Consider the following 13,011-nt stretch of genomic DNA (forward strand, 5'->3'; position numbering starts at 1 on the left):
TCGGTCCGTGCTCCGCGCAGGGCGGAGCCGGGCTCATTCAGTCGGGGGAGGTGTCGGTCTCGAAGACCGGTGACGACGGGAGTTCGTCGTTCACCGTGCTGCCGGAAAGGGCCGAGAACGCGGGAGCGAACACCGCACCCAGCCCGAGATCGGATGCCGCGGCCGCGCCGCCGGAACCCGCCGCGGAGCCGCCGGAACCGCTCGACGACGACGGTGCGGGCATTCCCCCGCCGTTCGGGCCGAACGGCGTTCCACCCGGCCAGCCGGGCGAGCCGGAGCCGCCGCCGGACCACGGGTCGGCGGGCGAGGATTGACCCCCGGGAGAGCCGGCAGAAGCGCCGGCGCCGCCGGAAGCGGAGAGTGCGAAGCCGCCGAGTGCGGGCCCGAAGACGTCTCCGCCGGATGCCGTGGTGACGCCGACCGCAACGGCGGGCCCGCGGGGAACCGCGGGCGTCGCGGAACCGGTGCCGACGACGCCGGTCGAGGTGCCGACGCTCGTGCCCGAACCGGGAAGGTCGATGCCCGGGAAGCCCGGGATCCCGGGGATCCCACCGCTTCCGGAACCCGAGCCGGCCGGGGAGCCGGCGAGCGGCGCCGTCACGGTTCCGGCGATCGGGGCGACTGCTCCGGCCGCGCCGCCGAGGGCGGTGTCGACCGTGGCGGCAACCTGGTCGGTGAGGGATCCGACGGGCGCCGGGCCGACGATCTGAGGCACCAGGGGCAGCTGCGCGACGACGCCGTCGACCGCGTCGGCCACGGGCGTCACGATGCCGGCGACGGGATCGGAGGCGATGGCGTCGGTCGCGCCGCTCACGACATCCGGCACGGCGGCCACGACGTCCCCGACCGGTGCGGGGAGCGCATCCGCGACGGGAGCCACCACGGGCTCGACCACCGCGTCGGTGACCGGCTGCACGAGGGTCGTGTCCACACCGGAGACGGCGCCGCCGACGGCGCCGGTGAGGGCTCCGACCGTGTCGTCGAGCGACCCGACGGTCGACGACACGGCCGAGGTCACAGATCCGAGAAGCGACCCCGACGGCGGCTGCGACTCCTCGGCGGAGGCCGAGGAGGAGCCGAGGGCGATCCCGAGAATCAGCCAGCCGGTAGCGACTCCAGCGGCCGCGAGTCCGATTCGGAGAAGCCGTGGAGAGTGCTTTTCGGTTTTCCAGTCCACGACAGTCACCCCCTGCGCTGGGACTTCAGTACCTCCGACAATCGTCCTGTGTCTGCCGTGTGTCAACCCCCTGTGCCCCCGACCGGGGGACTAGGTAGAAAATAGGTAGTCGACGGATGCGGGCACGAGGAAGGCCCCGGATGTCGCCATCCGGGGCCTTCGAGAGCGAAGCGACTACGCGAGTTCGATCAGGCGATGAGGTAGTCGTGCAGCGACTCGTCGCGCAGCATCCCCAGCGCCCGGCGCTGGATCTGCCGGGCACGCTCACGGCTCACGCCGAGCGCGTCGCCGATCTGGTCGAACGACATCGGGTCTGCTCCGTCGAGACCGAAGCGCATGCACACCACGCGCGCCTCGCGCGGGGGCAGGGTGGCCAGGGCGACTGCCAGCTCCTCGTGCTGGAAGGTGGCGGCTGCGGCGTCGAAAGGCTGCGGCTGCGTCGAATCCTCGATGAGGTCGCCGAGCTCGGCGTCGTCGTCTCCCACCGGCGTGTGGATGGAGACCGTGTCGCGGCCGTGGCGCAGCAGCTCCTGCACCTTCGCCGGCGGCAGGTCGACGGCGCTCGCGATCTCGTCGATCGCGGGCTCGCGGCCCAGCTCGATCACCAGGCGCCGCTGCATGCGGGTGATCATGCTGATCTTCTCCGAGGTGTGCACCGGGATGCGGATGATGCGGCCGCTGTCGGCCAGCGCACGGTTGATGGCCTGCTTGATCCACCACGAGCCGTAGGTCGAGAACTTGAAGCCGGCCTGGTAGTCGAACTTCTCGACCGCCCGCACGAGGCCGATGTTGCCCTCCTGGATCAGGTCGAGGAAGGGCAGGCCGCGCTCGAGGTAGCGCTTGGCGATGGAGACGACCAGGCGCAGGTTGGCCTGGATGAGCATCCGCTTGGCCGACTGGCCGTCGCGGGCCAGCCATTGCAGCTCGCGCTGCAGCGTGGAGTCCATCACGGGCACCTCGGCGAGCTTCGCGGCGGCGATGACGCCCACCTCGATGCGGCGCCCGAGATCGACCTCGTCTTCGGCGCTGAGGAGGGCCGTGCGTCCGATCTGCCGCAGGTAGTCCTTCACCGGGTCTTCGGATGCGCCGCGGATCTCGCTGAGGCGGGCCCGGGGCTCACCCTCGTCGTCGTCGAGATCGGACGCTGCGGGGAGGGAAACAACTGCTGAGCGTGACATCTTCATCTCCTGCCTGATGTTCTTCCGGGGTCATTCGGCAGGCTATGCCAGGCACCTGCTGACCCCCTAATGGGGGGACGGGGGCTTGACACGGGTCGTGCCGGAGTGCAATGCTCCGGCCCCTCGTGCTCCGGGAGTGACCGGATGCGCCCGCTGCCGTCTCGTAGGCTGGGGTCACGAGAACGCGGTCGGAAGGCGGACAGGATGAGTGCACGGGGCCAGCAGGCCGTTCGTGGCGCCGTCGCCGCCGGGGTCGCGCTGCTCGTCGCCGCCCTCTCGCACGTCGCTGCCGGCGGAGGCGCTCCCGGCGGAGCGGGGCTCGCCGTGGCGGCCGCTTTCTCGCTCGTCGTGTGCGTGGCGCTCGCCGGAAGGCGGATGCGCCTGCCGACGCTGGCGATATCCGTTCTGATCAGCCAATTCGCGTTCCACATCCTCTTCGGTGTCGGCGCTCCCGGCGTGTTCGGGCCGGCGTCGGGAGCCGGGGGGCACCACGGCATGGCGACGACCGCTCCGGACGCGGTGGCGAGCCTGTCCGCGCTCGCCGCAACGGGCCAGCACGGCGCCCACGGGGCATCCGGAATGGACGCCGGGATGTGGGCGGGCCACGCCGTCGCCGCCCTCGTCACGATCGCCCTGCTGCACCGGGGAGGCGTGGCGCTCCGCAGTCTCGCCGCGCTCGCGCTGCTGCGGCTCGGCGCCCTCGTGCGCCTGCCGTTCATCGTTCCGCTGCCGGAGCGCAGCCCGATCCGGGCCGACGGCCTCGCCGTCGTCGAGCGCCTGCGCGATCTCGGGCTGCTGCTCGGCGGCCTCCGCCACCGCGGGCCGCCGCCGGCTTTCGCCGCGCATCCCTGAGCCCGACCGGATCGAACCGGCGGGCCGGATACGCGTGCTCGCAACGCCTTCCAACCCGCTTTCCGCAGGGCCGTCGCATCCTGCCTTCCTCAAGGACTCTTCATGAACACCCGTTCCTCCGCGCCCACGCGCACACCCTCCCGCCGTGCTGCGATCGGCTCCGCCGCCGCCGTGCTCACCGCTGTCGCCGTTCTCGCGGCCGCTCCGCTCGCCGCGAGCGCCCACGTGCACGTCGAGCCCGGGCAGGCCGCCGCCGGCAGCTATTCGACCCTGACCTTCAAGGTGCCGAACGAGTCGGCCACGGCCGTCACCACCTCGGTGACCATCGACCTGCCGGCCGACACGCCCTTCACGAGCGTCTCCTACCAGCCCGTTCCGGGGTGGAGCGCGAAGGTCGTCACCGGCGCGCTGCCCGCCCCGGTCGTCTCGGGCGACGTCACCCTGACCAAGGCTCCGCTCTCGGTCGTCTGGACCGCCGACGCCGGAGGCGGCATCGCCGACGGCCAGTTCCAGGAGTTCCCGATCTCGGCGGGGGCGGTGCCCGACGTGGGCAGCCTGCTGCTGCCGGTGCACCAGGGCTACTCCGACGGATCGGTCGTGGACTGGACCGAACCGACCCCGGCCTCGGGAGCCGAGCCGGAGCATCCGGCGCCCGTGCTCTACGTGAACGACACTCCGCCGGCCGATGACGAGTCGGCTTCGACGCCCGTGGTCACAGCGGCGGCGGATGCCGGCGCCGGCGCGGCGGCGGACGGCGGGTCGTCGGGATCCTCGGCGTCCACCTCGGCTGCCCTCGGCTTCGGCATCGGTGGCTTCGCGCTCGGGGCGATCGCGCTGGTGGTGGCCGTCATCGGGCTGCTGCGGCGGCCGGCGGCGGCCGGCGCCTCGACCGCGAGCCGGACGGACCTCTCATGAGCCGTCTCGGCTCGGTCCACACGATCGCGCCTGCGGCCGCGCGTGCCGGGTCGGGCGAGGCGAACGCACGCGCGGTGAGGCGGGCGCGCCTGCTCGCACTCGCCGCCCTGGTCGCGGTCGGTGCGGCGACGCTCCTGCCGGCGGTCGGCCTGGGCGCTGCGCCGGGCGCATCCGCCCACGACTTCCTCGAGTCGACGAGCCCGGCGGCCGACTCCACGGTCACCGAGGCGCTTACCGAGGTGTCACTCACCTTCAACGAGCCGCCCCTCGCCGACGCGACCGCGGCGATCGCCATCGAGGTGCACGACCCGAGCGGGGCGAACATCGCGACCGGCGGCGTCACGATCGTCGACAGCACGCTGAGCATCAAGGCCGCGCCGACGGCGCTCGGCACGCACACCGTGCTGTGGCAGACCGTCTCGGCCGACGGGCACGCGGTGTCGGGCACCTTCGCGTTCGACTACGAGGGCCCGCTGGCCGGTGCCGGTGGAGGGGCGAAGCCGACGAGCAGCGCGGCGCCCGGTGGCGCGGCGACCTCCATCGCCTCACCGGCTCCGACCGCCTCCGCGCCAGCGACCCCGGTCGGCGGGGCCTCGCTCGGCACGCCGGCGCCGATCACGACCCCGGCGGTGTCCGCGGCATCCGACACCACGGCGTTCCTCTGGATCGGCCTCGGCGCGACCCTCGCCGTGCTGGTGGTCGTGGGGGTCGTGGCCGTCGTCGTGGTGCGTCGACGCCGCTCGCCCGGCGGCGAGGGCGATCCGGTGGCGCCGGGCGATGCGCAGGAACCCGACGCCCCGCGCGACTCGGGCGCACCCCGCGCGTGATGGAGCGGGTGGCCCCGGCGCTGCGGCGACCGGGGTCACCCCCTCCACTCACCCCGCGCCGATTCGCGTCCCGGTCGTCGGAAACCGGGCGAGCGGATGCGGAACCGCCCAGCCCGCGGAGATTACGCTGGACGACGACCCGCGACGCCCGGAGCGCGGCCTCCGGCGGAAGGGGAAGGACAACCGGTGAGCACCTCCGACTCGAATCCCGAGCTGCCGGCCGACAGCGACGTCGAAGAGGCCACGGCGTCGCGACCGCTGCCCGCCCATGTGCAGCCTGGCTACCTCGCCCTCGTGGCTCTCGGCGGAATGATCGGCACCGGGCTCCGTGAACTGATCGTGCTCGCCGTCCCGGCCGTCGGCCCCTACCCGGTGGCGATCTTCGGCATCAACATCGTCGGTGCCTTCGTGCTCGGCGCGCTGCTCGAGACGCTCGCCCTCGGCGGCAGCGACGAGGGCCGGCGTCGCCGCCTGCGCCTCTTCGTGGGCACCGGGGTTCTCGGCGGCTTCACCACCTACAGCGCGCTCGCCACCGACTCGGGCCTGCTGCTCACCGGCGGCCAGCCGGGACCGGCTGTCGTCTACGCGGTGGCCACGGTTCTCCTCGGCGCCGTCGCGAGCTGGCTCGGCATCGCCGTCGGCGGCCTGCTCGGCCGGCGCCGGAAGGGAGCGCGCTCGTGACCCCGCTCCTGTTCCTCGTGTTCTCGGCGGCCGGCGGTGTCGGCGCCGCCACCCGCTTCTTCGTCGACGGCGCCATCCGGGCGCGCCTGCGCCTGAACTATCCGCTCGGCACCACGGTCATCAACGTCTCGGGCTCCCTGCTGCTCGGTCTCGTCACCGGCATCGCGCTCACCCATCTCGTGGGCGACGAGTGGCGGCTCGTGCTCGGCGGCGGCTTCCTCGGCGGCTACACCACCTTCAGCACCGCGAGCTTCGAGACCGTGCGGCTGCTGCAGAGCGGGCGCGTGCTGCCGGCGCTCGCCAACGGGCTCGGGATGCTCGTCGCGTCCGTCGCGGCGGCCGTGCTCGGCCTGTGGCTGGGCTCGCTCGCCTGAGCGGCAGCCGCTGAGCGCTACTTCGCGGCGGGTTCCGCCGGATCGCCGACCACGACGTCGTTGCTCCGCACCGGGATGAGCAGCAGCAGACCCACGAACAGCACCAGGACGATGCCGAGCACACCCCAGTACTGCACGTTCGCATCCGGTCCGTTGATGGCGGCGCCGATGCCGATGAAGAGCGTGAACATGGCCGGGGCGAGGAAGGTCGCCGCCTTGCCGGTGGTGGCGTAGAGGCCGAAGATCTCACCGTTGCGGCCCGCGGGGATGCGCCGGGCGAGGAAGGAGCGGCTGGCCGACTGCGCAGGCCCGACGAAGGCGCAGAGGATGAGGCCGAAGATCCAGAACACGGTCTGCCCGCCGTCGTGCAGGAAGAAGACCGCCGTGCCGCTGATCACGAGGCCGATGAGCGAGGTCATGATGACGGGCTTGGCGCCGAACCTGTCGTCGAGCAGCCCGACCAGCATGGTGGAGGCGCCGGCCACGATGTTCGCGGCGATCGCGAAGATGATGACCTCGCCCGAGGAGAAGCCGAACGAGCCCGCGGCCAGCACGCCGCCGAAGGTGAAGACGCCGGTCAGGCCGTCGCGGAACACGGCGCTCGCGATGAGGAAGTACACCGTCTGGCGGCTCTCGCGGTAGAGGGTGCGGATGTCGCGGAACAGCACCCCGTACGAGGCGAAGAATCCGACGCGCGGCGCGGCCGCCGCATCCGCTCCGCCCGGCTTGGCCGGCGCGTGGTACTCGGGCACCCGCAGCAGCACGGGCAGCGCGAACAGGCCGAACCAGACGGCCGCGACGAGCATCGTGACGCGCACCGGCAGCCCGTCGGTCGGCGGAACCCCGAACAGCGCGGTCCCGCCGATGGGCTCGATGAAGCCGAAGTACACGATCAGCAGCAGCACGATGCCGCCCACATAACCCATGCCCCAGCCGAAACCCGAGACCTTGCCGATGGTCTTGGGGGTCGAGACCTGCGTGATCATGGCGTTGTAGTTGACCGTGGCGAACTCGTAGAAGATGGTGCCGGCCGCGAGCAGGAAGAGGCCGAGCCAGAGGTAGCCGGGATCGGGCGCCACGAAGAACATCGCCGCCGAGAGCACCACCACGATGTAGGTGTTCACTGCGAGCCAGAGCTTGCGGCGGCCGCGGCGATCGGATCGCTGGCCCGTGATGGGGGCGAGCAGCGCGACGAGCACGCCGGCGATGGTCATCGCCACGCCGAGCTGGGCCGACACGGCGGTCTCGCCGCCGAAGGCGTTGCTCGTGAGGTAGACGGTGAAGACGAAGGTCGTGATGACCGCGTTGAACGAGGCCGAGCCCCAGTCCCAGAGGCCCCACGCGAGCACACGGCCGCGCGTCGGACCCGAGTCGGCGGGTGAGGGAGAGCTGAGTTCGCTGGCGGTCGCACCCACGGTCATGGGGAAACAGTAGTGGCAGGCGGTGAACAACGGGGGCTCTGGGGCCTGCCGATTGTGAGTGCCGTCTATTGGCGCACAGGAAACATCCGGGTTCGTCATAGGGAGGTCATAACCCGCCCCCAGGCCGCGCTTTGCTCGGGAGGGTGAGATGGCTCCATCGCATCGAACGGATGCCCCCAGCAGACTCCACCATCGCCTCACACCAAGGACGCAATCATGAACGAGAACGAGAACCAGAACCCCGAGGGCCAGGCACCCGAGGGCCAGGCGCCCCAGGCCCAGGCGCCCCAGCCCCAGGCCGTACCGGGCGCGCAGCCGGCGGATGCGTCGGCGCCGACGCCTGAGCAGGCCGCGCCCGTGGGCGCCCCGGTCGAGCCGGTCACCCCGGTCATCGCGCACACCGAGCAGGGGCCCGTCTACTTCCCCCGCCCCGACGCGCAGAACGTCGCAGGCCTCCCGGCCTTCCCCGTGATGGGCTACCCGGGCGCGCCGCAGTACGCCGCCGCACCGTACGGCGCCCCTCAGCTCGGCGCCCCCCAATACGGCGCCCCGCAGCCGATGACCGTCGAGCAGATGGCCTACTACCAGCAGACCGGACAGCAGTCGGGCCAGGGCGGCCAGCCGCCTCGCCGCGACCGTCGTGCCGCCCTCCGCGGCAGGCGCGGGCGCGTCGCCCTCGTCGGCGGGCTCACCGCCCTCGCGCTCGCCGTGGGCTTCGGCGCCGGCGGCGCCACCTTCGCCGCGAACCAGTCCGCCAACTCCTCGAACAGCGCCTCGACCGCCCTCCTCGACGACCCGGCCTCCGGCTCGACGGGCACCGGGTCGGGCTCGACCGGCTCCGGCTCCGGCACGACGACCTCGCCCTACGGCTCGGGCAACGGCTACGGCTACTCCTACGGGAACGGCTACGGCAACGGGGGCTCGAGCTCGGGCTCGTCGGGCACCTCGGGCTCCTCGGCCGTCGCGGCCACCGCCGCCCAGACCGCGGGCGTGGTGACCATCGTCTCCGACCTCACCTATCAGAACGCGCAGTCGGCCGGCACGGGCATCATCCTCACCTCCGACGGCCTCATCCTCACCAACAACCACGTCATCGAGGGCTCGACGAGCATCCAGGTGACGGATGAGACCACGGGCGCCACCTACACGGCCACCGTCGTGGGCACCGACAAGACCAACGACATCGCCGTGCTGCAGCTGGAGGGCGCATCCGGTCTCAGCACCGCCTCGCTCTCGTCGACCGCCGCCTCCACCGGCGACACCGTCACCGCCGTGGGCAACGCGGAGGGCACCGGCAACCTCGTGGCCGCCGCCGGCAGCGTCACCGCCACCGACCAGACCATCACCACCCAGAGCGAGACCGGCGTCTCGGGCGAGACCCTCGACGGCCTCATCCAGGTCGACGCCGACATCGTCTCGGGTGACTCCGGTGGGCCCCTGCTGAACGAGCAGGGTGAGGTCGTGGGTATCGACACGGCGGCGTCGTCGGGCTCGGCGAACATCACCGGCTTCGCCATCCCGATCTCGACCGCGCTCGACATCGTGACCCAGATCGAGGCCGGCCAGGACACCGCGACCATCGAGATCGGCTACCCCGGCTTCCTCGGCGTGCAGGTGGCGCAGAGCTCCACCGGCTCGCGCACCGGCCAGTCCAACACCTCGGGCACCGGCGCGGTCATCGCGGGTGTCGTGGCGGGCACCCCGGGTGCGGATGCCGGGCTCGCCGCGGGCGATGTCGTCACCGCCGTGAACGGCACGGCCATCACCTCGGGCACCCAGTTCTCCTCGGTGCTCGGCGCCATGGAACCCGGCGAGCAGGTCTCCCTGACCTGGACCACCACGGCCGGCACCTCGCAGACCGCCACCGTCACCCTGGTGCAGGGCCCGGCCGTCTGACCCCCCCCCGCACCCCGCGGCACCCCGAACCCCCTGACTCTCTCCGGCGTCAGGGGGTTCTCTTCTTGAAGTTGAGCCGAGTTAACTCAAGTTTTGCTGGGAGAACTTGACTTGGGGTCGAGGGTCTGGAAAACTTGAGGTCACAAGGCTCAGGTCTTGAAAGACTTCGATACATCCAGCAACACGACAGAAGGAGCAGCCAGCATGGCTCGTGCAGTAGGCATCGACCTCGGAACCACCAACTCGGTGGTCGCCGTTCTCGAGGGTGGAGAACCCACCGTCATCGCGAACGCGGAGGGCTTCCGCACCACCCCCTCGGTGGTCGCATTCACCAAGGACGGCGAGGTGCTCGTCGGCGAGACCGCGAAGCGCCAGGCCGTCACCAACGTCGACCGCACGATCTCCAGCGTCAAGCGCCACATCGGTACCGACTGGAAGGCCGACATCGACGGCAAGAAGTACACGCCGCAGGAGATCTCGGCGCGCATCCTGGCCAAGCTGAAGCGCGACGCCGAGTCCTACCTGGGCGACACCGTGACGGATGCCGTCATCACCGTTCCCGCCTACTTCAACGACTCCGAGCGCCAGGCCACGAAGGAGGCCGGCGAGATCGCGGGCCTCAACGTGCTCCGCATCATCAACGAGCCGACCGCGGCCGCGCTCGCCTACGGCCTCGACAAGGGCAAGGAAGACGAGCTCATCCTGGTCTTCGACCTCGGTGGCGGAACCTTCGACGTCTCCCTCCTCGAGGTGGGCAAAGACGACGACTTCTCCACCATCCAGGTGCGTTCCACCGCCGGTGACAACCGCCTCGGCGGCGACGACTGGGACCAGCGGGTCGTCGACTACCTGATCAAGAACTTCAAGGACACCACCGGCGTCGACGTCTCCAACGACAAGATCGCCAAGCAGCGTCTGAAGGAGGCCGCCGAGCAGGCCAAGAAGGAACTCTCCTCCGGCATGTCGGCCAGCATCACGCTGCCCTACCTCTCGCTCACCGAGAACGGCCCGGCCAACCTCGACGTCACGCTCACGCGCGCCAAGTTCGAGGAGCTCACCGCCGACCTGCTGGCCCGCACCGAGAAGCCCTTCAAAGACGTGATCGCCGAGGCCGGCGTCTCGGTCAACGACATCGCCCACGTGGTGCTCGTCGGTGGCTCGACCCGTATGCCCGCCGTGGTGGAGCTCGTCAAGAAGCTCACCGGCGGCAAGGAGCCCAACAAGGGCGTCAACCCGGATGAGGTCGTCGCCGTCGGCGCCGCCCTGCAGGCCGGCGTGCTGAAGGGCGAGCGCAAAGACGTCCTCCTCATCGACGTCACCCCCCTGTCTCTGGGTATCGAGACCAAGGGCGGCATCATGACCAAGCTCATCGAGCGCAACACGGCCATCCCCACGAAGCGCAGCGAGACCTTCACCACCGCCGACGACAACCAGCCGTCGGTCGCCATCCAGGTCTTCCAGGGCGAGCGCGAGTTCACCCGCGACAACAAGAACCTGGGCACCTTCGAGCTCACCGGCATCGCGCCGGCGCCCCGCGGCATCCCGCAGGTCGAGGTCACCTTCGACATCGACGCCAACGGCATCGTGCACGTGTCCGCGAAGGACAAGGGCACCGGCAAGGAGCAGTCGATGACCATCACCGGCGGTTCGTCGCTGGCGAAGGAGGACATCGAGCGCATGGTGCGCGAGGCCGAGGAGCACGCCGCCGACGACAAGAAGCGCCGTGAGGCCGCCGAGGTGCGCAACCAGGCCGAGACGCTCGCGTACTCGACCGACAAGCTCATCAAGGAGAACGCCGACAAGCTGCCCGACGACGTCAAGTCCGAGGTGCAGGCCGATGTCGACGCCCTCAAGTCCGCGCTCGCGGGCGAAGACGACGACGCCGTGAAGACCGCGTTCGACAAGCTCAACGAGAGCCAGCAGAAGCTCGGCCAGGCCATCTATGCTTCTGCTCAGGCAGAGGCCTCGGCCCCCGCCGGCGAGCAGGAGCCCACCGAGTCGACCACCGCGTCGGATGACGACGTCGTCGACGCCGAGGTCGTCGAAGACGAAGACGAGCCGAAGGACAAGTAATCCATGACTGACGACAAGTACAACGGTCGTCAGCCTGACGACGAGTCGGGGGCCTCTGAGGAAGAGACCCCCGACTCGGGGTTCGTGGCTGACGAACCGATCGAGGCCGAGGGCCCGGATGTCGAGACGTCGCTCAGCGACGCCGACCTGTCGTTCCTCTCGGGTCAGAGTTCCTCCGAGGAGCTGGCGGCCGAGCGGCTCGCCGACCTGCAGCGGGTGACCGCGGAGTATGCGAACTACCGCAAGCGCACCGAGGCCAACCGCGAGGTGGAGAAGGAGCGCGCCGTCGGCGACGTCGTGAAGATCCTGCTGCCCGTGCTCGACGACCTCGACCGCGCGGCCAAGCACGGCGACCTCGAGGAGGGCGGTCCGTTCACCGCGATCGCGGCGAAGCTGCGTTCGGGCGTCGAGCGTGTGGGCCTCAAGCCCTTCGCCGCGGCCGGCGAGGAGTTCGACCCTCAGCTCCACGAGGCGATCTTCCAGCAGCCGAGCGACGACGTGACGACCCCCACGATCGCCGACGTCGTCGAATCCGGGTACTACCTCGGGTCCACGCTGCTACGCGCCGCCAAGGTCGTAGTGGCGGTGCCCAATGGCTAGCCAGGACTGGTTCGACAAAGACTTCTACAAGGTGCTCGGAGTGTCGAAGGACATCTCCGAGGCCGAGCTGAAGAAGGCGTACCGTAAGCTCGCCCGCCAGTACCACCCCGACTCCAACCAGGGCGACGTCAAGGCCGAGTCCCGGTTCAAGGAGATCTCCGAGGCCTATTCGGTGCTCTCCGACCCCGAGCAGCGCAAGGAGTACGACCAGATCCGCGCCATGGGCTCCGGCGCTCGCTTCACAGCGGGCGGCGGGGGCCAGGGGGGCGGCTTCGAAGACGTCTTCGGCGGCATGTTCGGGCAGGGCGGCGGGGGAGCCCGCGGCCAGAGTTACAGCTACCAGCAGGCGCCCGGCGGCTTCGACGACATCCTCGGCGGCATGTTCGGCGGGGGCGGCTTCGGTTCGCAGCGCGCCGGCTTCGGCAACGGGGCCTACGGCCCCACCCGGGGCCGGGATGTCACGGCCCGCACCACGATCGACTTCATCACTGCGGTCAAGGGCGACACCATCAAGCTCCAGACGGCGGACGGCAAGCCGATCACGGTGAAGATCCCGGCCGGCGTGGCCGACCAGCAGAAGATCAAGCTGCGCGGCAAGGGCGAACCCTCGCCCGACGGCGGCGAGGCCGGTGACATCGTGCTCACGGTGTCGGTGCGCAAGCATCCGGTGTTCGAGCGCGACGGCCTGAGCCTGCGCGTCAACGTTCCGGTCACCTTCGTGGAGGCCACCCTGGGTGCCACCATCGAGGTGCCCACCCTGGGCGGTCCGCCGGTGAAGCTCAAGGTGGCGGCCGGCACGCCCTCCGGGCGCGTGCTGCGCGTCAAGGGGCGTGGCGTCGAGTCGCCCAAGGGCAAGGGCGACCTGCTCGCCGTGGTGCAGGTGGCGGTTCCGTCGCACCTCACCGCCGAGCAGCGCGAGGCGCTCGAGCAGTTCCACCAGGTGGAGCCGCAGGAGAACCCGCGCGCCGAACTGCTGGCCAAGGCCCGCGAATAGGCCCGTGCCGGGCCGGACCAGTC

12 protein-coding genes are annotated in these 13,011 nt (G+C 71.0%); 9 read left to right on the plus strand and 3 right to left on the minus strand.

Annotation, left to right across the window (positions count from 1 at the left end; all coding sequences use genetic code 11):
* Window positions 1–37 precede the first annotated feature (37 nt).
* Both VD659_RS07695 and VD659_RS07700 read right to left on the minus strand, forming a co-directional pair.
* A complete protein-coding gene (locus tag VD659_RS07695) occupies window positions 38–1,018 on the minus strand; it encodes a hypothetical protein (protein ID WP_423260527.1) in 981 nt (326 codons plus the stop codon).
* 347 nt (window positions 1,019–1,365) lie between these two features.
* The gene (locus VD659_RS07700) at window positions 1,366–2,355 is read right to left on the minus strand and encodes a sigma-70 family RNA polymerase sigma factor (RefSeq protein WP_423260528.1); all 990 of its coding nucleotides are present in this window, start codon (window positions 2,353–2,355) and stop codon (window positions 1,366–1,368) included.
* 204 nt (window positions 2,356–2,559) lie between these two features.
* On the opposite strand from VD659_RS07700, the gene VD659_RS07705 reads away from it, so the two are divergent.
* The 5 genes from VD659_RS07705 (at window position 2,560) to crcB (ending at window position 6,004) form a co-directional block, all read left to right on the plus strand.
* A complete protein-coding gene (locus VD659_RS07705) occupies window positions 2,560–3,207 on the plus strand; it encodes a hypothetical protein (RefSeq protein ID WP_423260529.1) in 648 nt (215 codons plus the stop codon).
* Between the two features lie 102 nt (window positions 3,208–3,309).
* Window positions 3,310–4,122: a YcnI family protein gene (locus VD659_RS07710; RefSeq protein ID WP_423260530.1), complete on the plus strand. Its 813-nt coding sequence runs from the start codon at window positions 3,310–3,312 to the stop codon at window positions 4,120–4,122.
* Window positions 4,119–4,949, plus strand: a complete 831-nt coding sequence (locus VD659_RS07715) for a copper resistance CopC family protein (RefSeq protein ID WP_423260531.1) — start codon at window positions 4,119–4,121, stop codon at window positions 4,947–4,949. Before VD659_RS07710 ends, VD659_RS07715 begins: the two co-directional genes overlap by 4 nt.
* 186 nt (window positions 4,950–5,135) lie before the next feature.
* Window positions 5,136–5,630 carry a fluoride efflux transporter FluC gene (locus VD659_RS07720; protein WP_423260532.1) on the plus strand — a complete coding sequence of 165 codons (495 nt, stop codon included), beginning with the start codon at window positions 5,136–5,138 and terminating at the stop codon, window positions 5,628–5,630.
* Window positions 5,627–6,004: a fluoride efflux transporter CrcB gene (crcB, locus tag VD659_RS07725; RefSeq protein WP_423260534.1), complete on the plus strand. Its 378-nt coding sequence runs from the start codon at window positions 5,627–5,629 to the stop codon at window positions 6,002–6,004. The genes VD659_RS07720 and crcB overlap by 4 nt, the downstream gene beginning before the upstream one ends.
* Window positions 6,005–6,021: 17 nt before the next feature.
* On the opposite strand, the gene VD659_RS07730 is transcribed toward crcB, so the two are convergent.
* The gene (locus tag VD659_RS07730; protein ID WP_423260535.1) at window positions 6,022–7,425 is read right to left on the minus strand and encodes an MFS transporter; all 1,404 of its coding nucleotides are present in this window, start codon (window positions 7,423–7,425) and stop codon (window positions 6,022–6,024) included.
* Between the two features lie 216 nt (window positions 7,426–7,641).
* On the opposite strand from VD659_RS07730, the gene VD659_RS07735 reads away from it, so the two are divergent.
* The 4 genes from VD659_RS07735 (at window position 7,642) to VD659_RS07750 (ending at window position 12,988) form a co-directional block, all read left to right on the plus strand.
* Window positions 7,642–9,321 (plus strand): trypsin-like peptidase domain-containing protein, encoded by a 1,680-nt coding sequence (locus VD659_RS07735; protein WP_423260536.1) that lies wholly within the window; start codon window positions 7,642–7,644, stop codon window positions 9,319–9,321.
* A gap of 204 nt (window positions 9,322–9,525) precedes the next feature.
* Window positions 9,526–11,394: a molecular chaperone DnaK gene (gene dnaK, locus VD659_RS07740; RefSeq protein WP_423260537.1), complete on the plus strand. Its 1,869-nt coding sequence runs from the start codon at window positions 9,526–9,528 to the stop codon at window positions 11,392–11,394.
* Window positions 11,395–11,397: 3 nt separating this feature from the next.
* A complete protein-coding gene (locus VD659_RS07745; RefSeq protein ID WP_137836280.1) occupies window positions 11,398–11,994 on the plus strand; it encodes a nucleotide exchange factor GrpE in 597 nt (198 codons plus the stop codon).
* The gene (locus VD659_RS07750) at window positions 11,987–12,988 is read left to right on the plus strand and encodes a DnaJ C-terminal domain-containing protein (protein WP_423260538.1); all 1,002 of its coding nucleotides are present in this window, start codon (window positions 11,987–11,989) and stop codon (window positions 12,986–12,988) included. Before VD659_RS07745 ends, VD659_RS07750 begins: the two co-directional genes overlap by 8 nt.
* Window positions 12,989–13,011: the final 23 nt, after the last annotated feature.

It is taken from the genome of Herbiconiux sp. 11R-BC, from assembly GCF_049472555.1.
Classification (GTDB): domain Bacteria; phylum Actinomycetota; class Actinomycetes; order Actinomycetales; family Microbacteriaceae; genus Herbiconiux.

Coding starts and splice junctions, on each gene's coding strand:
- VD659_RS07745 (WP_137836280.1), top strand. CDS start 11,398: ATGACTGACGACAAGTACAACGGTCGTCAGCCTGACGACGAGTCGGGG.
- VD659_RS07705 (WP_423260529.1), top strand. CDS start 2,560: ATGAGTGCACGGGGCCAGCAGGCCGTTCGTGGCGCCGTCGCCGCCGGG.
- dnaK (WP_423260537.1), top strand. CDS start 9,526: ATGGCTCGTGCAGTAGGCATCGACCTCGGAACCACCAACTCGGTGGTC.
- VD659_RS07710 (WP_423260530.1), top strand. CDS start 3,310: ATGAACACCCGTTCCTCCGCGCCCACGCGCACACCCTCCCGCCGTGCT.
- VD659_RS07750 (WP_423260538.1), top strand. CDS start 11,987: ATGGCTAGCCAGGACTGGTTCGACAAAGACTTCTACAAGGTGCTCGGA.
- VD659_RS07700 (WP_423260528.1), bottom strand. CDS start 2,355: ATGTCACGCTCAGCAGTTGTTTCCCTCCCCGCAGCGTCCGATCTCGAC.
- VD659_RS07735 (WP_423260536.1), top strand. CDS start 7,642: ATGAACGAGAACGAGAACCAGAACCCCGAGGGCCAGGCACCCGAGGGC.
- VD659_RS07715 (WP_423260531.1), top strand. CDS start 4,119: ATGAGCCGTCTCGGCTCGGTCCACACGATCGCGCCTGCGGCCGCGCGT.
- VD659_RS07730 (WP_423260535.1), bottom strand. CDS start 7,425: ATGACCGTGGGTGCGACCGCCAGCGAACTCAGCTCTCCCTCACCCGCC.